We start from the raw sequence: 19,416 nt of genomic DNA, 5'->3' as shown, positions 1-19,416 counted from the left end.
TGGCTCCCAGTTCCTAAGCTGCGTCGGTTCCCGATTATCGTTGTTTTTCGACGCGCCACAAGCTTCATTCTCATGTGAAGTATTGTCGCTTTGTTATCACATTTTCATCTTTGCTATCATATTTCAAATCGCTTTCGAACCGGAAAGCAAGCAGAAACTCACTGGAAGTCGAAAAGGCTGAGACCGGCCACCATTTCGTCCAAGCCCAGCGGGCGCGTCACGGGCGGCTCGGCACGGGCGAGACATCCTTGCCGCTCGCACAGCCGGCAGGCGGTTCCCGCCAGGACAGGGCCATGACGGCCGACGCTTTCGCCATAGACCGTTTCGGCAGCCAAAGCAGCGTCACAGCCGACCAGAAGCGCCGTGCGACGCACCCGCTCGTCGAAGGCCGCCTGCGGTCCCTCGAGCGTTCTCGATACGGTGAGGAAGGCCGCTCCGTCCGCCATCTCGACAAGGTCGACGAGAACCTGCCCCGGCTGCGCGAAGGCCGCATGAATGTTGAGCTTCGGGCACTGGCCGCCGAAGCGCGCCTGCGGAAATCCCTGCGCCCCGGCCCGACGCATGCGGTTGCCGGCATTGTCGACCTCCAGCAGGAAGAACGGAACGGACGCGCGCCCGGGGCGCTGCAGCATTGTCAGACGGCTGGCCGCCTGTTCGTAGGAGACCGCAAAGCGCGCGCGCAGAACATCGATGTCGAAGCGGGCCCGCTGCGCCGCCGTGAAAAAAGCCTCATAGGGCATCATCAACGCATGGGCGGCGTAGCGCGCCAGTTCGAAGCGGGCGATCCGCCGCGCCTCGTTTCCGGACAGGGCCAGCCGCTCGAGGTCCGCCATAATCTCCTCCCCCAGGGCGATCTGCACCGCCTCCATGGCGATTTCGCGCAACTGGTCGTGCAGCGACAGCCGCTCGGATAGAAACAGGCGCATGGAATGCCGGTCGAAGCGGCGGCGCAGGGCTGGCATCGCATGGACCGGGAGGAGACGTACCACGACGCCATGCTCCCGCTTCAGCCAGGCCTTCAGCGACCCCGCCAGGTCATCGCCGGGTGCCAGCGCCTGATGGAAGCGCTCGGCGGCGACGTCGATCCCGTCGAAATAGTTGGGCCGCCGCTCGAATTTCTCGCGCACCTCGTCCATCGGCAGCCGCGCCTCGGCCAGCGAGGTTGCATGGCCCTCACGCGACAGGAGGTCGGCCAGATCCGAAAGACGAGAGGCCTGCTCGCGATAGGCGCGGTAGAGCTTGAGGATGCCGCTCGCCACGTTCGGAGCGGCGTCGGCGACCTCGACCAGTTCCAGGTCGCCGGGCAACTCCCCCGCAAGCAGCGGATCTGCAAAAACCTCACGCAACTGCCGGACGCTGCCGCTCGTCTCCCCCTGCAGATCCTCCAGATCGACCTTGAAGACGGAGGCCAGTCGCAACAGCAGTTGAACCGTCAGCGGCCGCTGGTTGCGCTCGATCAGGTTCAGGTAGGACGGCGAGATCGAAAGCGCCTCGGCCATTGCCGTCTGGGTGAGCCCGAGCGTGTTGCGGACGCGGCGCACCTTCGGCCCGGCAAAGATCTTGTTCTCAGCCATTGTGACATCCTTTTACATCTCCGCCCGCAATTTCGGGACTTGGAATTTTTACATTATTTACAATTCAACTCTCCAACCTTGTCAATCTCACCACAACTTAACCCGTTTACCGGGCGCGCCTTGGGAAAGGCGCTCGCGCATTTGTGCAGTGCACTGTAAATATTCCAACAGCACTTGCACCGGCCGTGGCACCCAAACCCGGGATGCCACGCGCAGCACATTCCGAATGGAGGACAGCCTGATGACCGAATTTTACAATCTCGTTCCGAGCGCACCGCAAGGCCGTTTCGACGGCATCACGCGGCCCTATACGGCCGAGGACGTGAAGCGCCTGCGCGGCTCGGTCCAGATCAGGCATACGCTGGCGGAAAACGGCGCCAACCGGCTGTGGCAATTGATCCACGAGGAGGATTTCGTCAACGCGCTCGGCGCGCTGTCCGGCAATCAGGCCATGCAGATGGTGCGCGCCGGCCTGAAGGCGATCTACCTTTCGGGTTGGCAGGTCGCCGCCGACGCCAACACCGCCTCGGCGATGTATCCCGACCAGTCGCTCTATCCGGCCAATGCCGCGCCGGAACTCGCCCGGCGCATCAACCGCACCCTCCAGCGCGCCGACCAGATCGAGACCGCCGAAGGCAAGGGCCTGTCGGTCGACACCTGGTTCGCCCCGATCGTCGCCGACGCGGAGGCCGGCTTCGGCGGTCCGCTCAACGCCTTCGAGATCATGAAGGCCTTCATCGAGGCCGGCGCTGCCGGCGTGCACTACGAGGACCAACTGGCCTCGGAGAAGAAGTGCGGCCATCTCGGCGGCAAGGTGCTGATCCCGACGGCGGCGCACATCCGCAACCTCAACGCCGCCCGGCTTGCCGCCGACGTCATGGGCACGCCGACGCTCGTCATCGCCCGCACCGATGCGGAGGCCGCCAAGCTCCTGACCTCCGACATTGACGAGCGCGACCAGCCATTCGTCGACTATGACGCCGGCCGCACGGTTGAAGGCTTCTATCAGGTCAGGAACGGGCTCGAGCCGTGCATCGCCCGCGCCGTCGCCTATGCGCCGCACTGCGATCTGATCTGGTGCGAGACGTCGAAGCCGGACCTGGAGCAGGCGCGCCGGTTCGCCGAAGGCGTGCACAAGGCGCATCCCGGCAAGCTGCTCGCCTACAACTGCTCGCCCTCGTTCAACTGGAAGAAGAACCTCGACGACGCAACGATCGCCAAGTTCCAGCGCGAACTGGGGGCGATGGGCTACAAGTTCCAGTTCATCACGCTCGCCGGCTTCCACCAGCTGAACTTCGGCATGTTCGAGCTCGCCCGCGGCTACAAGGACCGCCAGATGGCCGCCTATTCGGAGCTGCAGGAAGCCGAGTTCGCCGCCGAGGTCCATGGCTACACGGCAACGAAGCACCAGCGCGAGGTCGGCACCGGCTACTTCGACGCCGTCTCCATGGCGATCACCGGCGGCCAGTCGTCGACCACCGCCATGAAGGAATCGACCGAGCATGACCAGTTCCGGCCGGCGGCCGAGTAACGGCAGGCCCGTTGAGGCCCGACACTCCCAAACCTTGCCCTCCCCCCAACGGGGAGAGGGCCGCGCCCCTAACGTCGACGTCGCGCGTGTGAATACGGCCGCGGCCAACGCCCCCTCTCCCTGTCTGCGGGGAGACAAGGGGCCGGCGGGCGGATGAGGGGACAACGGCAAGCAGAGTTCAAGAACCCCGAGCAAAAGAGGAGAAATGCCATGACTGTCCAGACTCGCGTAAAGGAGCGCGCCGAGGAACAAACCAGCGCCATGACGCCCGACCAGCAAGCGGCGATCCGCATCATGGCGAACGACCTTCACCGCCTGAACCAGGCCGTGATCAAGGCAGTCGAGGCAGGCGTATCGGTGGAACTCGTCCGCTCCGCCCGTCACCACGGCGGCGACGGCAACTGGGGCGATCTTTTGGTTCCGGTGATCGTGACACAGGGAAGGGCCTGATATCTGGCTGCCGCGGCAAGAATCGGCACCCGGCCGAGACAACCGATCGGGTGTCTGTCCGCGTCGCCGCCTTGAGGCCTTTAGAGCAGGCCGGCCGCCAAGATGGCCAGAAGCAGTGCGGCAAGAAGAGTGCCGGAGGCCAGCCCGAGCGCGCGGCGCTGGCTTTCCTCGACGGCGGCAATGGCGATCGCGCGGGCGGCGGGACGGCGATGTTGGGCGGGCATGGCGAGACTCCGTTTACGAGATACGGGCACCCGGGTGATCCGGCCAGCCGGCCCACGTCATGCTGTTCCCACGCGCTGTTCCGACGGGTCGCCCGGTCGATACTGGCGCCGGGAACGCCGGCTCCGAAACAGGATCGGCCCGCAACTCCTAACGAAGGGTAAATCCACCCGTCGTCACGCCCGCTTTCGCTTGGACGATGGCGTCGTAGCCGCTCAGGCGACCTGGCCGGCGGCAAAGCCCGAGGCCCAGGCCCACTGGAAGTTATAGCCGCCCAGCCAGCCGGTGACATCGACGGCCTCGCCGACGAAGTAGAGGCCCGGAACGAACTTTGCCGCCATGCTGCGGGAATCAAGGTCGTCCGTGTCGACGCCGCCGAGCGTGACTTCGGCCGTACGGTAGCCCTCCGACCCGGCTGGCCGGATGCGCCAGCGGCGAAGGCATTCGACAAGCGCCTCGACCTTGCGCCCGGACAGTTCGGCGAGCGTGCCCTCGACACCGGCCCGGCCGACCAGCAATTGCACCAGCTTGCGCGGCATGTGCTCGGCCAGCACCGTCTGCACCGCCTGCCGGCCATTCGTCCTTCGAGCTGATGCCAGCATCCCGACCACGTCCAGATCAGGCTGCAGATGCAGGACGATCTCCTCGCCCTCGCGCCAGAACGAGGAAATCTGCAGGATCACCGGGCCGCTCAGGCCGCGATGGGTGAACAGCATGGCCTCGCGGAACTCCGTCTTGCCGTGGCTGGCCACCACCTCGACCGAAACACCGGGCAGGCCGTCATGCTCGGCAAGCGATTGGGGATCGAGCGTCAGCGGCACCAGCGCCGGCCGGGTCTCGACGATGCGCAGACCGAACTGCTCGGCGATCCGGTAGGCGAAGCCGGTCGCGCCCATCTTCGGGATCGACTTCCCGCCCGTCGCGATCACCAGCGACCGAGCCTGCACGGGACCATCGCTGGTGGCGATCCGGAAGCCCGTCCCCGTCCGCTCGACGGAGGAGACGTCCGTCGAGAGCCGCAACTCGGCGCCCGCCTCGCGCATCTCCTTCAGCAGCATGGCGATGATTTCCTTCGCCGAGCCGTCGCAAAACAGCTGGCCGAGCGTCTTCTCGTGCCAGGCGATGCCGTGGCGCTCGACAAGGGCGAGAAAGTCGCGGGGTGTGTAGCGGGCCAGCGCCGATTTGCAGAAATGCGGGTTCTTCGAAAGGAAGTTCTTCGGGCCGGCATGGATGTTGGTGAAGTTGCAGCGGCCGCCGCCGGAGATGCGGATCTTCTCGCCCGGTGCCCTGGCGTGGTCGATCACCAGCACCCGGCGACCGCGCCTGCCCGCCTCGATCGCGCACATCATGCCGGCAGCGCCGGCACCGATGATGACCACGTCCCTTTCGTCCGCCACGCCGCACCGTCCTCGTTTCGCCCCTCCTTTCCGGCGCCGGGCCGCGAAAGTCAATCGTCTCGCGCGGCCGTGCGACGATCGGCGGGCAGCCGATATAGGCCCGATTTTCAGGTTTTTGCCCCCCTAGCCAAGGCCCAAAGTCCCGCTATGATGCCTCATCCGAAACCAAATCCGGTGTAACATGCCCTCAAAAAAGACCGTTGCCACTACCGTCCAGAAAGTCAGCCGCTCCGCCAAAATCCCTCCCTCCCTCACTGCACCGCGCGGTGTGAAGACGTGGAAAGAGGCGGTCGACTGGCTCAGGTTCCGAGGCATCGAGGATATTGAGTGCATCACCCCGGACCTTGCCGGGGTACCGCGCGGCAAGATGATGCCGTCGTCGAAGTTCACGTCCAACACCTCGCTGGCGCTTCCTTCCGCCGTCTATCGCCACACCATTTCCGGTGAGTATCCGGAGGAGACCGGCCAGTTCCGTTATGAGCCGCGCGACAGCGACCTGAAGCTCGTGCCGGATCTTACGACGCTCAGCGTCGTGCCGTGGGAATCCGACCCGACCGCCCAGGTGATCTGCGACGTCGTCGGATCGACCGGGGAAAACGTGACCTATGCGCCGCGCAACGTCCTGAAGAACGTCGTCGAAATGTACAAGGAGCGTGGATGGCTGCCGGTCGTGGCGCCCGAGATCGAGTTCTATCTCGTGGCGATGAACGACGACCCCGACTATCCGCTGCGCCCGCCGAAGGGCCGCTCCGGCCGCTCCATCCTCGGCGGCCAGGGCTATTCGATCGCCGGCATCAACGAGTTCGACGAACTGATCGACGACATCTATCATTTCTCCGAGAAGCAGGGTCTGGAGATCGACACGCTGATCCACGAAGAAGGACCGGCACAGCTCGAGATCAACCTGCGCCACGGCGATCCGATCGAGCTTGCCGACCAGGTCTTCATGTTCAAGCGCACGATCCGCGAGGCGGCGCTGAAGCACGGCATCTATGCGACCTTCATGGCCAAGCCGATGCAAGGCCAGGCGGGCTCGGCCATGCACATCCACCAGTCGGTGGTCGACATCAAGACCGGCAAGAACGTCTTCTCCAATCCGGACGGCTCGCCCTCGAAGGAATTCTTCCACTTCATCGGCGGCATGCAGAACTACGTGCCAAAGACGCTGGTGATGATGGCGCCGTACGTGAATTCCTACCGGCGCCTGACGCCGGAGATGTCGGCGCCGGTGAACAACGCCTGGGGCTACGACAACCGCACCACGGCGTTCCGCATCCCCGTCTCCGATGCCAATGCCCGCCGCGTCGAGAACCGTCTTCCGAGCTCGGACGCCAACCCCTACCTGGCGCTGGCCGCCTCGCTCGGCTGTGGTTTGCTCGGCATCATGAACGCTGTCGAACCGACGCCGCCGACCGATCTTGCGGCGAACGAAGGCTCGATCGACCTGCCGCGTGGCCTGCTAGAGGCGGTCGCGCTGCTGGAGGGCGATCCGGCGCTGGCGCAGGTGCTGGATCCCGAGTTCATCGGTCTCTATGCGGGCGTCAAGCGCGGTGAATTCGAGACCTTCATGCAGGTGATCAGCCCCTGGGAGCGGGAATTCCTGCTGCTCAACGTCTGATCTCCGTACGGCGGAACCCGGAACGCGCAAGCCGGGCCTGCGTGCAGACCGCGAGGGTGGCTCCGGTGCCGCCGTACCCAACCCATTTCGATGAAAGCATCCCTATGTCCTGGCAGAGCCCGATCTCCCCCGGCATTTCCTGGTACGAAGCAACCGTCGGGGAGCGTCCCGAATATGCGCCGATGTCCGGCTCCTGCGAGGCGGACGTCGCGATCGTCGGCGGCGGCTTCACCGGCCTGCAAGCGGCCTATCATCTTGCCAGAAAGGGCGTGCGCGTCGTCCTGATCGACGCCCATCGCTTCGGCGACGGCGCCTCGGGCCGCAATGGCGGCCAGCTCGGCACCGGCCAGCGGGCCTGGCCGGAGGAACTGGAGGAGGAACTTGGCTACGAGCGCTCCAAGAATCTGTTCCAGCTCGCAGAACGCGCCAAGCAGCACATCCACGACTTTGCCGCCTCGCAGAGCCTCGACATCGAGTTCGTTCCGGGGCACCTGAGCGTCTCGCACAAGCAGAATCTCGAGAAATATTATCGCGCCAATCCGGAGATCGCCGCAAAGCGCTACGGCTATCCGCATTCCACATTCATGGACAAGGCGGAAACCCAGGAGCGGCTGGGCTCGACACGCTACCTGTTCGGCGTGCGCGACACCGGCACCGGCCATATCCATCCGCTGAAGCTGCTCGTCGGCGTTGCCCGGGAGGCCGCTGCCGCCGGCGCCGTGCTGCACGAACGGACGCCTGCACTGAAGGTCGATCGCAGCAGCGGCAAGGCTGTCATAACGACCCCCAGGGGCACCATCACTACCGACAAGGCGCTGATCGCCTGCAACGCCCACATCGGCAATCTCGAGCCGGAGACGGCGGCACACGTGATGCCGATCCGCTCCTTCATCGGGGCAACGAGGGTTCTCGACAAGTTTCCGACCGTCATCCCCGGCGGCGAGTCGGTGTCCGACTCCCGCTTCGTGGTACGCTACTTCCGCCGCAGCCGCGACGGCCGCCTGCTGTTCGGCGGTCGTGAGGCCTATACGGCCGACAACCCGCAGGACATCAGCGTCCACATCCGACGGCAGATCGCCGAGATCTACCCGGAACTCGCCGAGATCGAGATCACCCACAGCTGGGGCGGTTCGGTCGGAATCACCATGTCGCGCAAGCCATACGTGCGCGAGGTCATGCCCGGCATCACATCGATCGGCGGCTATTCCGGCCATGGCGTAATGCTGTCGAACTATTGCGGCAAGCTTTATGCCGAGGAAGCGACGGGAGGCAGCGCCGACCTCGACATGCTGAAGGCGTTGAAGATTCCGCCCTTCCCCGGCGGGCATCGGTTCCGATCGCCTCTGCTATTTCTTGCAATGACCTGGTACGCGCTGCGCGACAAGCTCTGACCGAACCGTCTCGATTTTGCCGTGTCGCGCTCTGGTCATTTTAAATCGATTAGAGTACAAGGCGTCAACGCGAACCAGATCGAGATTTGCAATGAGCAGCCAGTTCATCCCCGTCGGTCCATTCGATTACGTCGTGTTCGGCGGCACCGGCGACCTTGCGGAGCGCAAGCTCCTGCCGGCGCTGTACCACCGCCAGATCATGGGCCAGTTCACCGATCCGACACGCATCATCGCCGCGTCGCGCGCGGCCATGACCGACCAGGGCTACCGCGAGTTCGCCGTCAAGGCGCTGCGCGAACATCTCAAGCCCGAAGAGATCGACGATGCCCAGCTCAAGGCATTCACCGACCGCCTGTTCTATGTTTCAGTCGACGCGACATCGGAACAGGGCTGGGATGCGCTGAAGGACATTCTCGAGCCGGGCAAGGAGCGTGTGCGCGCCTTCTATCTTGCCGTGGCGCCGGCGATCTTCGGCGAGATCGCCCAGAAGATCCACGATCACAAGCTGATCACCAAGCAGACCCGCATCGTCGTCGAGAAACCGATCGGTCGGGACCTCGCCTCCGCCATGGAACTGAACTCCACGCTCGGCAGGGTCTTCCGCGAGGACCAGATCTTCCGCATTGACCATTATCTCGGCAAGGAAACGGTGCAGAACCTGATGGCGCTGCGCTTCGCCAATGCGCTGTACGAGCCGCTGTGGAATTCGGCCCATATCGACCATGTGCAGATCACGGTGGCGGAATCCGTCGGGCTCGAAAGCCGCGCCGGCTACTACGACAAGGCAGGCGCGCTGCGCGACATGGTGCAGAACCACATTCTACAGCTGGTCTGTCTCGTGGCGATGGAAGTGCCGTCTTCGATGGACGCGGAAGCTGTGCGCGACGAGAAGCTGAAGGTGCTGCGGGCGCTCAAGCCAATCGACGAATACAACGTCGAGCGCCTGACGGTGCGCGGGCAGTACCGCGCCGGCGCCTCGTCAGGCGGCCCGGTCAAGGGCTACCTGGAAGAACTCGAAGGCGGCGTCTCCAACACCGAGACCTTTGTCGCCATCAAGGCCGAGCTCGGCAACTGGCGCTGGGCGGGCGTGCCCTTCTACATCCGCACCGGCAAGCGGATGGCGACGCGTGTCTCCGAGATCGTCATCACCTTCAAGCCGATCCCGCATTCGATCTTCGAGCCGGCGGCCGGGCGCATCGAGGCAAACCAGCTGATCATCCGCCTGCAGCCCGACGAAGGCGTCAAGCAGTGGCTGATGATCAAGGATCCCGGCCCCGGCGGCATGCGCCTTCGCAACGTTCCCCTCGACATGACCTTCGCGCGCGCCTTCGACGTGCGCAACGCGGACGCCTATGAACGGCTGCTGCTTGACGTCATCCGCTCCAACCAGACGCTGTTCATGCGCCGCGACGAGGTGGAGGCTGCCTGGCGATGGATCGATCCGATCCTGAAAGCCTGGGAGACGACGGGCCAGCAGGTGCAGGGCTACACCGCCGGCACCTGGGGACCGAGCCAGGCGATAGCGCTGATCGAGCGTGACGGTCGTACCTGGCACGAGAGCTGAGGCGGCGGCATGGTGACGAAGTTTCATGAATTCCCCGACGGCGCGGCGCTGGCCGAGGGACTGGCGGACACGGTGGCCTCGGCCCTTGAGGCAGCGATCACCGAACGCGGTGCGGCGACGATTGCCGTGTCCGGCGGGTCGACGCCGAAGCAGTTCTTCCGGGCTCTGTCCGGCAAGACCATCGACTGGTCGAAGGTGACGATAACGCTAGTGGACGAGCGCTTCGTCCCGGCCGACAATCCGCGCTCGAACCATCTGCTGGTGTCGGAAAACCTGCTGCAGGGCCCGGCGGCGAAGGCCCGCTTCCTGCCGCTCTACCAGAACTCGGCCGATGCCGAAGAGGCGGCGCGAGCCGTGACGCAGAAGGTGGCAGCCCTCGGCGCGCCGTTCGACGTCGTGATCCTCGGCATGGGCAACGACGGCCACACGGCATCGTTCTTCCCGGCCGGGAACCATTTGGCCGCGGCACTCGCCGCCGATACCCCGCGCGGGGTGATCACGATGGAGGCGGAAGGCGCCGGCGAGACCCGCCTGACGCTGACCTTCTCCAGCCTCCAGGATGCCCGGCTGCTGGTGCTGCACATCGAGGGCCAGGCCAAGAAGGCGACTCTCGAAAAGGCGCTGGCCGCAGGCGACGAGAACGAGATGCCGGTGCGCGCCGTGTTCCGCCGCGCGTCCACGCCCGTCGACGTCTACTGGGCGCCCTAGCCACGCCGGCGCCGCCCCAGCCGAGCCCACCCAGCATAAATCCGGCCGGAAGGCGCCTGCGTCAACATCGCAGAACGAAGTCAGGATAGCTCCCATGTCCGCCGATTCCCGCATCGAAGCCATCACCGCCCGTATCGTCGAACGCTCGCGGCCCCACCGCGAGACCTATCTCGAGCGGGTCAGGGCCGCGGCCGCGGAGGGCGTGCATCGCACGGTCCTGTCGTGCGGCAATCTCGCACACGGGTTTGCGGTATGCTCACCCGGCGAGAAGGCGGCGCTTTCCGGCGATCGCGTTCCCAACCTTGGCATCATCACCTCCTACAACGACATGCTCTCGGCCCATCAGCCGTTCGAGACCTATCCGGCGCTGATCCGCCAGGCGGCGCACGAGGCTGGGGGCGTCGCGCAGGTGGCGGGCGGCGTGCCGGCAATGTGCGACGGCGTCACGCAGGGGCAGCCGGGCATGGAGCTGTCGCTGTTTTCGCGCGACCTGATCGCCATGGCCGCCGGTATCGGCCTGTCGCACAACATGTTCGACGCGGCCGTCTATCTCGGCGTCTGCGACAAGATCGTTCCGGGGCTGGTGATCGCAGCGCTCACCTTCGGACACCTGCCGGCCGTCTTCATCCCGGCTGGGCCGATGACCTCGGGCCTGCCGAACGACGAGAAGGCGCGGGTGCGCCAGTTGTTCGCCGAATGCAAGGTCGGGCGCGCCGAACTGCTGGAGGCGGAATCAAAGTCCTATCACGGCCCCGGCACCTGCACCTTTTACGGCACGGCGAACTCGAACCAGATGCTCATGGAGATCATGGGCTTCCACATGCCCGGCGCCTCCTTCGTCAATCCCGGCACGCCGCTGCGCGACGCGCTGACCAAGGAAGCGACAAAACGCGCGCTTGCCATCACCGCCCAGGGCAACGAGTTCACGCCGGCCGGCGAGATGATCGACGAGCGCTCGATCGTCAACGGCGTGGTCGGCCTGCACGCCACCGGCGGCTCGACCAACCACACGCTGCACCTGATCGCCATGGCGCGCGCCGCCGGCATCGTCCTGACCTGGCAGGACATTTCTGACCTCTCCGACGTCGTGCCGCTGCTCGCGCGCGTCTACCCGAACGGCCTTGCCGATGTGAACCATTTCCATGCCGCCGGCGGCATGGGCTTCCTGATCAAGGAACTGCTGAAGGCCGGCTACCTGCACGACGACGTCCGCACCGTCTATGGCCAGGGGCTGCACGCCTATGCAATCGAGCCACTGCTGGGCGGCGACGGCAATGTCCGGCGGGAGCCGGCGCCGCACATCAGCCACGACCCGAAGGTGCTTGCCAATGTCGAGCATCCCTTCCAGCACACCGGCGGGCTGAAGATGCTGTCCGGTAATCTCGGCAAGGCCGTCGTCAAGATCTCGGCCGTCAAGCCGGAACGTCACGTCATCGAGGCGCCGGCCAAGGTGTTCCACGACCAGTTGGAGCTGAACGCCGCCTTCAAGGCAGGAAAGCTCGAGGGCGATTTCGTCGCCGTGGTCCGCTTCCAGGGGCCGAAGGCGAACGGCATGCCCGAGCTGCACAAACTGACGACCGTGCTCGGCATCCTGCAGGACCGCGGCCAGAAGGTTGCGCTGTTGACCGACGGCCGCATGTCGGGCGCTTCCGGCAAGGTCCCGGCGGCGATCCACGTGACGCCGGAGGCGGTCGACGGCGGGCCGATCGCCCGCATCCGCGAAGGCGACCTCATTCGGCTTGACGCGACCGCGGGCACGCTCGAGGTCATGGTCGATGCCGCCGAGTTCGCCGCCCGTGCCCCGGCCATGGCCGATCTTTCGGGCAACGCGTTCGGCATGGGTCGCGAGCTCTTCTCCGCCTTCCGTGCCATTGCCGGACCGGCAGACCGCGGCGCGAGCGTGCTGTTTGCGTGACGGGTAAACCGGCGGCCCCGAGGGGTCAGCCGTAAATATCCAGCGTCCGGTTGCGATGGTTCGGATGGGTGCTGTAGACGAAGATGCGGTTCAGTTCCTTTTCGGCGAGCAGCCGCAGGAAGCGCGCTTCGACCGTATCGTTGGCGTGGACGCGCTGGGCCAGGCAGCCGATCATCGGCACGCGGGCGCTGACGATGTCGAGATAAAAATTTCTCGGCAGCTTGAACCGCGTCGACATCTTCAGGACGGCGCCGCTGCGCGACAGCTTGATGATCTGGCAGCGGCGGGACGCGAGGTTGACGATGCCGCCGTTCTCGGTGAACTCGATGCGGGCCTCGTTGCAGGTATCCTCCATCGGGAAGGTCTTTTCCCGGTCGTACATGAAGGACTCCTCCTTGCTCAGATAGTTCGGACGCTGAGGAGGAAGATGCATGCCCATTTCGCTATTCCCGATGCCTTGCTTTTTCGAGGTGGGCAGCCTAGTCGGAAAACCCTTAAGATGCGGTTGAACGCGCGGTCCAAAGCGGTATCCGACTCACCGGCGGCCTACCTTGCGCGATAGCTTTTCCCGCTGTCATCGAACAGGTGGAGCTTGCTCCTTTCGGCGGTGAAGCGCACGCTCTCGCCGCGCGCGACCGGCTGGATTCCGGGGATCTTGGCGATGATCGGCTCGCCTTCGACAAGCCCCTCGATATAGAGCAGCGTCACCTCGCCGAGCGCTTCGACGATCGAGACCGTCCCTTCGAACAGGAAGTCGCCGTCGGTGGTGATCCGCAGGTCCTCGGGCCGCACGCCGAAGCTGGCGCTTTTGCCGGCTTCCCCTGGTGCCGTCGCGATGGCGAGCGTCGCGGTAGCGCCGCCCTTCAGCTCCACTGTCGTCGTCGCCCCGGTCGCCGTCACGCTGGCCGGAATGACGTTCATGGCCGGCGAGCCTAAAAATCGGGCGACGAATAGGTTGTCCGGGTGTTCGTAAAGCTCCAGCGGCGCGCCGACTTGCTCGATATGGCCGGCCGACAGCACGACGATGCGGTCGGCGAGCGTCATCGCCTCCACCTGGTCGTGGGTGACGTAGATCATCGTCGTATCGGCCATCCGCTCGGCGAGCCTTGCGATCTCGATGCGGGTGGCGACGCGCAGGGCCGCGTCGAGGTTCGACAGCGGCTCGTCGAACAGGAAGACCTTGGGATTGCGGCAGATGGCGCGGCCGATCGCCACCCGCTGGCGCTGCCCGCCGGAGAGCGCCTTGGGCAGCCGGTCGAGATATTTGGTCAGTTGCAGGGTCTCGGCGGCGGCACGCACGCGGCGATCGATCTCCTGCCGGCTCTCCCTGGCGATCCGCATACCGAACGCCATGTTCTCGTAGACGGTCATGTGCGGGTAGAGCGCGTAGGACTGGAAGACCATGGCGATGCCGCGCTGCGACGGCGGCACGTCATTGACGCGCTCGCCGTCGATCAGCAGATCACCGCCGGTGATCTCCTCGAGCCCGGCGATCATGCGCAGCAGCGTCGACTTTCCGCAGCCGGAAGGGCCGACGAAAACGATGAACTCGCCCTGTTTGATATCAAGGTCGATGCCGTGGATCACGTCCACGGCGCCAAATGACTTGCGGATGTCTTTCAATACCAGCCCGGTCATTCCCCCTCCCAGATGTCCACTCGATCTCTTCCCGTTTCAGCCGCCCTTGACCGATCCCGCCAGTAGGCCGCGCACGAGATAGCGCTGCAGGGCGAAGAAGACGATCAGCGGGACGATGATGGTGATGAAGGCCGAGGCGGTGAGGATTTCCCAGTTGCCGCCGCGCGAGCCGAGCAGGTTTACCAGCCGCCCGGTCAGCACCAGTTGCTCCTGGCCGGTGCCAAGGAACACGATCGCGACGAGCAGGTCGTTCCAGGTCCAGAGGAACTGGAAGATCGCGAAGGAGGCAAGTGCGGGAAAGGACAGCGGCAGCACGATCTTGACGAAGATGTCAAAGTCGCTGGCGCCGTCCACCCGCGCCGATTCCATGATCTCCCTGGGCAGGCCGGCCATGTAGTTGCGCAGCAGGTAAATCGCCAGCGGCAGGCCGAAGCCCATATGGGCCAGCCAGATGCCGACATAGGTCTTGGCCGGCACGCCCAAGAAGGCGCCGACGCCGTTGTAGAGCTTCAAAAGCGGGATCAGCGACATCTGCAGCGGCACGACCAGCAGGCCGACGACCACCGCGATCAGGATGGCACGACCCGGAAACCGCATCCAGGCGAGCGCGTAGGCGCAGAAGGCCGCGACAAGGATCGGAATGATGGTCGAGGGGATCGCCACCGTCAGCGAATTGACGAAGGAGGCGGCGATGCCCTCGGCGCTCAGCACTTCGCGGTAGTTGTCGAGGGTGAAGCGCGGCGGCACGGCGGCGGTGAAGAAGATGCGCTGGCCGCGCGTGCCCTCCATCCTCGTGTCGGAGACGATCTCGTAGCTTCCGTCCGCCCGCACGGTCAGTTGTTCGCCATCGTTGAGTTTTGCCGTCTGGCCCGGCGCGAAGGCGGCGGGCTCGCGGCTCGAATAGCCAAAGGCGGAGACGCTGCCCTTCTGGCCCTCGAGCAGGTTTCCGAAGATCACGAACTTCCCGTCTTTTTCCACCTGGCTCTCGGGCGAGGCGGCGCGCTGGACGAGGTTCTGGGTCGAGGTCGACAGCGCCGTCCACCAGCCGGAGACGGCGAGCTGGTCCTTGTCCCGAAGCGACGAGATCAGCAGGCCCGCCGTGGGCAACGTCCAGAGCGCCACGAGCAGCAGGACGGAGAGGTGGACGACGATCGACAGCGGCGAGCGGGTGGCGCCGGACATTCAGTGACCTCCCGTCTCACGCGTCGCGTTGCGGATGTTCCAGATCATGATCGGCACGACCAGGACCATGATGACCACGGCGATCGCAGCGCCCCGGCCGAAATCGCCGCCGCCGCGGAACATCCAGTCGAACATGAGATTGGCGAGCACCTGCGTCTGCCATTGTCCGTTGGTCATGGCGAGCACGATGTCGAACACCTTCAGCACGAGGATGGTGATGTTGGTCCAGACGACGGCGATGGTGCCCCGGATCTGCGGCACCATGATCTTGAAGAAGATCTGCAGGCCGCTGGCGCCGTCGATCACCGCCGCCTCCAGCGTCTCCTCCGGAATGCCGCGCAGCGCCGCCGACAGGATCACCATGGCAAAGCCGGTCTGGATCCAGATCAGGATCACCATCAGGAAGAAGTTGTTCCAGAACGGCAGCGTGATCCAGGCCTCGGGCGCGCCGCCGAAATAGGTGACGAGTGCATTCAGTATGCCGATCTGCTCGCTGCCTTCGGCGCGGTAGTCATAGACGAACTTCCAGATCACCGCCGCGCCGACGAAGGAGATCGCCATCGGCGTGAAGATCAGGGTTTTGGCAATATTGCCCCACCAGATGCGGTCGGTCAGGGCGGCGATGACCAGCCCTAGGAACGTCGAAACGGCCGGCACCACCAGCAGCCACAGGCAATTGTTGAAGATCGACTGGCGGAACTCGCCGTCACCGAACATCCAGAAGAAGTTGGAGAGCCCGACGAAGTCCCGCCCCGAGCGGTCGTGGAGGCTGAGGCGGACGGATTCGAACACGGGATAGACGAGATAGACGGCAAGCGCGAGCAGCGCGGGCAGCATGAACAGCCATGGCCGGATGGCGCTGGAGATGCGCAGGTTCCGCGACGCCTTCGGGCCGGACAGCCCCTGCGACGGAAAAATGCGGTCGAGAAGCCAGTTGCTGGCAAGGAAATAGAAGGCGCAGGCCAGCACGCCGGCCATCATCGTGACTATGGCGAACAGGAGCTGCGGCATGGTCCCCTACCGATCGGAGTGCTTGCGGCTGCATTGTCGCGCTGCGAGCGGCATTGCACCTCCCGCTCTCCGGACGCCCGGGTGATCCACCGGGCGTCCAACAAAGCACACCAGCTACTTGATGGCGTCCCAGGCCTTCTGGACGCCCGCGGTCACCTCGGCCGACGACTTGCCGCCGACGAAATCCACCATGCCGGTCCAGAAGGCCCCGGCGCCGATTTTGCCGGGCATCAGGTCGGAGCCGTCGAAGCGGAAGGTGGTCGAGTTCAGCAGGATCTCGCCCTGCTTCTTCATCGGCGCATTCGCATAGGTGTCCTTGTTGGCGCTCTTGAACGGCGTCAGGAAGCTCGACTGCGCCATCCAGACCTCATGGGCGATCGGCGTCTTCAGAAACTCGATGAAGGCGCGCGCCGCCGGCGTGTCCTTGGTGATCATTGCCAGCGTCCCGGCGCCGAGAACGGGGTTGCCGAGCTCGGACTTGGCGGCATATGCCGGCATGTAGAAGAAATCGGCATCCTCGCCGACGACTGTCCCCGCCGGGAAGAAGGAGGGGATGAACGAGGCCTGGTGGTGCAGGTAGCACTTCGGCGGCGAGGAGAAGAGGCCCTTCGGGCTGTCGCGGAAATCGGTGGAGACCACCGCGGCGGTGCCGCCGGCGACGAACTTGTCGTTCTTGGCGAACCAGCCGAACTCATCGAGCGCGCCAGTGACGGCGGCATCGGTGAACGGAATGGCGTTGGTGACCCACTTGTCATAGGTCTCCGGCGGCTGGGTGCGCAACATCAGGTCCTCGACCCAGTCGGTGGCCGGCCAGCCGGTGGCCCCGCCCGATCCGAGCCCGATGCACCAGGGCGTGCCGCCATCGGCGACGATCTTCTCGGTCAGCGCCTTGAGGTCTTCCATGGTCTTCGGCACTTCATAGCCGGCGTCCTGGAAATTCTCCGGCACGTACCAGACGAGCGATTTCACGTCGATCTTGTAGGGCAAGCCAAACAGCTGCGCATTGCCGTTCTGGTCCTTGTAGGTGGCCAGATCGACCCAGGACTGGCCGGCGGCGTAGTTGTCCAGCAGCCACTTTTTCGTCTCGTCGCCGAGCGGTGTCAGGTAGCCCTTCGAGGCGAGGTCGGCGATCAGGCCCGGCTGCGGGAGGATGGCGATGTCCGGCGGGCTGCCGGCCTGCGTGTCGATGACGATCTGCTGCTCGTAGTTCTCGGAGGAGGAATATTTCAGGTCGACGCCCGTCGCCTCGACGAAATAGGCGTAGACGTTCTTGAACAGCGCTTCGTCCTCGCCGCGCCAGGGGCCGAAGATCGTCAGCGTCTGCCCCTTGAGGTCGTAGCCCTTCTTGAACTCCTCGAAGCTCTGCCAGTTGAACCTGGCATCCTCGCCGGGCTTGAACTTCAGGTCGGCCGCGCCGGCGATCCCGACCGTCAGCGACATCATGGCGGCTGCCATCAGCAGGCGTTTCTTCATGTGATTGCCTCCCATCACATGCCCGGCCTGACGCCGGGCTCCTCCAGAATTTCCCCCGTCTACGTCTGTCAAACTGCCTCTAACGCGCAACATTCCGCATGCGCCCTCCCCCGTCAAGGGCATCGCCGGGCCATGCCGCGCTGCATATGCGGCGCAACGCGTTGAGATTTCTTGTTTTCGGGAGGACGCCACGGCCTGGTGGGCGCCCAGTGGTGCCTCAACCGGGCGGTGTGCCGGCGATCACGGGCGAGAACGGCTATTGCGGCGGTCCAGCAGCGCGGAGCCGGAGGGCGGCTGCGCCGCCTTGGCCCGAGGAAGTCGAGGGCAGGATACTCTCCGCCCTCCCCTTCAGAGAGGAAGGCGGGACCGAGGGTCGGGACGGCGTGACGCGCCGTATTCACGCGCCACGCCAGTGGGAGGAGGCAGCCCCTCAAACGGAGCTGGAGGCCCGCCTGCCGCTCAGAATTTCGGCGCCTTGCGGCCGCTCTTGCGATAGGCGGCAATCACGGTGTTGGCCATCAGCATGGCGATGGTCATCGGGCCGACGCCGCCCGGGACGGGCGTGATGGCGCCTGCGACCTTTGCACATTCCTCGAAGGCCACGTCGCCGACGAGGCGCGACTTGCCCTCGCCTTTTTCCGGCGCCAGAACGCGGTTGATGCCAACGTCGATGACGGTCGCGCCGGGCTTCACCCAGTCAGCCTTGACCATTTCCGGCCGGCCGACCGCAGCGACCAGGATATCGGCATTGCGGCAGACCGCGGCGAGATCCTTCGTGCGCGAATGCGCGGTGGTGACGGTCGCATTGGCGTTGACCAGCAGCGCCGCCATCGGCTTGCCGAACAGGTTGGAGCGGCCAATGACGACGGCGTTCAGGCCGGAGAGATCGTCGCCGTGGATGCCGCGCACCAGCACCATGGCGCCCGCAGGCGTGCAGGAGATCAGCCCGCCGTCGAGATCGCCGGTGGCGAGCTTGCCGGCATTGACGACGTGCAGCCCGTCCACGTCCTTCTCCGGAAGGATCGACTGGATGATCGGCTCGGAGTTCAGGTGCTTCGGCAGCGGAAGCTGTACGAGGATGCCGTGGATCGTGTCGTCCGCATTCAGCGTCTGGACCAGCGCCGCCAGTTCCTCCTGCGTCGTCTCTTCCGGCAGCGTGTGCTGGATGGAGGTGAAGCCGCACTCCTTGGCCATCCGGCTCTTCGACGACACATAGGCATGGCTCGCCGGATCGTCGCCGACGATCACGACGGCCAGGCCGGTTTTCACGCCCGCATCCTGCTCGAGTTCGCGGGCGGCGGACTTGACGGCGTCGATCACGGAAGCGGCAACCTGCTTCCCATCAATAATGGTGGTCACTTTATTCTCCCCTCGCAGACTGCGCGAAATCTAACCCCAGGAAATCGGCGGCAATAGCCTTTTAGCGTCCTATGCTGTTCCGAAACGAAATTTGCAAGCAACTCACAAGGCGGATGGGCAACCATGACCCGGCCCTCAGGACGCCGCCGAAGGTCAAGCCCGCCTCGGCGCATGCGAAAGGTAAACAGATCCTGAACGGAATGCGGCGCACTTGAAGGGATGATTTAAGTCCGGCTTCAAGCGAAGCTGATACAGCGAGGCGAAGCCCTGATGGACTGCGCCCGATGACTGACCTGCTGGACCATAGCCGCACACACCCGACCGATCCCTCCTTCCGGCCTTCTGCGGCACGCGGGGCGTATTCGCCTGGCTCCCGCTTGCGG

General features: G+C 65.0%; 16 protein-coding genes. 7 read left to right on the top strand and 9 right to left on the bottom strand.

Translation table 11 applies throughout. From position 1 onward, the window contains the following. Positions 1 to 158: 158 nt before the first annotated feature. Positions 159 to 1,574, bottom strand: a complete 1,416-nt coding sequence (locus C7449_RS06705; protein WP_108001988.1) for a helix-turn-helix domain-containing protein — start codon at positions 1,572 to 1,574, stop codon at positions 159 to 161. Between the two features lie 241 nt (positions 1,575 to 1,815). On the opposite strand from C7449_RS06705, the gene aceA reads away from it, so the two are divergent. Further along, positions 1,816 to 3,105, top strand: coding sequence for an isocitrate lyase (gene aceA / locus C7449_RS06700; protein ID WP_108001987.1), 1,290 nt, complete (start codon positions 1,816 to 1,818; stop codon positions 3,103 to 3,105). A gap of 210 nt (positions 3,106 to 3,315) precedes the next feature. Further along, positions 3,316 to 3,555: an SMc00767 family acetate metabolism repressor gene (locus C7449_RS06695; RefSeq protein WP_108001986.1), complete on the top strand. Its 240-nt coding sequence runs from the start codon at positions 3,316 to 3,318 to the stop codon at positions 3,553 to 3,555. An 80-nt stretch (positions 3,556 to 3,635) separates the two neighbouring features. Here C7449_RS06695 and C7449_RS21735 read toward each other — a convergent pair whose 3' ends face one another. Next, entirely contained in the window at positions 3,636 to 3,779 is a 144-nt protein-coding gene (locus C7449_RS21735; protein ID WP_170115812.1) for a hypothetical protein, read from the bottom strand. 213 nt (positions 3,780 to 3,992) lie between these two features. Continuing rightward, positions 3,993 to 5,174, bottom strand: coding sequence for a BaiN/RdsA family NAD(P)/FAD-dependent oxidoreductase (locus C7449_RS06690; RefSeq protein ID WP_108001985.1), 1,182 nt, complete (start codon positions 5,172 to 5,174; stop codon positions 3,993 to 3,995). A gap of 181 nt (positions 5,175 to 5,355) precedes the next feature. Between C7449_RS06690 and C7449_RS06685 the strand changes: the two genes are divergently transcribed. The 5 genes from C7449_RS06685 to edd all read left to right on the top strand — a co-directional run bounded on the left by C7449_RS06685 (position 5,356) and on the right by edd (position 12,370). Next, entirely contained in the window at positions 5,356 to 6,792 is a 1,437-nt protein-coding gene (locus C7449_RS06685; RefSeq protein ID WP_108001984.1) for a glutamine synthetase family protein, read from the top strand. Between the two features lie 104 nt (positions 6,793 to 6,896). After that, positions 6,897 to 8,183, top strand: coding sequence for an NAD(P)/FAD-dependent oxidoreductase (locus C7449_RS06680; protein WP_108001983.1), 1,287 nt, complete (start codon positions 6,897 to 6,899; stop codon positions 8,181 to 8,183). Between the two features lie 91 nt (positions 8,184 to 8,274). Then, positions 8,275 to 9,747 (top strand): glucose-6-phosphate dehydrogenase, encoded by a 1,473-nt coding sequence (gene zwf, locus C7449_RS06675; protein ID WP_108001982.1) that lies wholly within the window; start codon positions 8,275 to 8,277, stop codon positions 9,745 to 9,747. Between the two features lie 9 nt (positions 9,748 to 9,756). Beyond that, on the top strand, positions 9,757 to 10,455 hold the full coding sequence (gene pgl, locus C7449_RS06670) for a 6-phosphogluconolactonase (protein WP_108001981.1): 699 nt from the start codon (positions 9,757 to 9,759) through the stop codon (positions 10,453 to 10,455). Between the two features lie 94 nt (positions 10,456 to 10,549). Then, a complete protein-coding gene (gene edd, locus C7449_RS06665; protein WP_108001980.1) occupies positions 10,550 to 12,370 on the top strand; it encodes a phosphogluconate dehydratase in 1,821 nt (606 codons plus the stop codon). A 25-nt stretch (positions 12,371 to 12,395) separates the two neighbouring features. On the opposite strand, the gene C7449_RS06660 is transcribed toward edd, so the two are convergent. The 6 genes from C7449_RS06660 to folD form a co-directional block, all read right to left on the bottom strand. Then, positions 12,396 to 12,809 carry a hypothetical protein gene (locus C7449_RS06660; protein ID WP_108001979.1) on the bottom strand — a complete coding sequence of 138 codons (414 nt, stop codon included), beginning with the start codon at positions 12,807 to 12,809 and terminating at the stop codon, positions 12,396 to 12,398. Positions 12,810 to 12,916: 107 nt separating this feature from the next. After that, positions 12,917 to 14,008 (bottom strand): ABC transporter ATP-binding protein, encoded by a 1,092-nt coding sequence (locus tag C7449_RS06655; protein ID WP_108001978.1) that lies wholly within the window; start codon positions 14,006 to 14,008, stop codon positions 12,917 to 12,919. Positions 14,009 to 14,044: 36 nt separating this feature from the next. Then, a complete protein-coding gene (locus tag C7449_RS06650) occupies positions 14,045 to 15,190 on the bottom strand; it encodes a carbohydrate ABC transporter permease (RefSeq protein WP_108001977.1) in 1,146 nt (381 codons plus the stop codon). Continuing rightward, on the bottom strand, positions 15,191 to 16,201 hold the full coding sequence (locus C7449_RS06645) for a carbohydrate ABC transporter permease (protein ID WP_108001976.1): 1,011 nt from the start codon (positions 16,199 to 16,201) through the stop codon (positions 15,191 to 15,193). Between the two features lie 114 nt (positions 16,202 to 16,315). Further along, the gene (locus tag C7449_RS06640; RefSeq protein ID WP_108002090.1) at positions 16,316 to 17,674 is read right to left on the bottom strand and encodes an ABC transporter substrate-binding protein; all 1,359 of its coding nucleotides are present in this window, start codon (positions 17,672 to 17,674) and stop codon (positions 16,316 to 16,318) included. A 459-nt stretch (positions 17,675 to 18,133) separates the two neighbouring features. Further along, on the bottom strand, positions 18,134 to 19,033 hold the full coding sequence (gene folD, locus C7449_RS06635; protein ID WP_108001975.1) for a bifunctional methylenetetrahydrofolate dehydrogenase/methenyltetrahydrofolate cyclohydrolase FolD: 900 nt from the start codon (positions 19,031 to 19,033) through the stop codon (positions 18,134 to 18,136). Positions 19,034 to 19,416: the final 383 nt, after the last annotated feature.

Source organism: Mycoplana dimorpha (genome assembly GCF_003046475.1).
In the GTDB taxonomy this organism is placed as follows: Bacteria; Pseudomonadota; Alphaproteobacteria; order Rhizobiales; family Rhizobiaceae; genus Mycoplana; species Mycoplana dimorpha.
The sequence above is the reverse complement of the archived record's forward strand: the minus strand, read 5'-3'. Positions and strand labels throughout refer to the sequence as shown.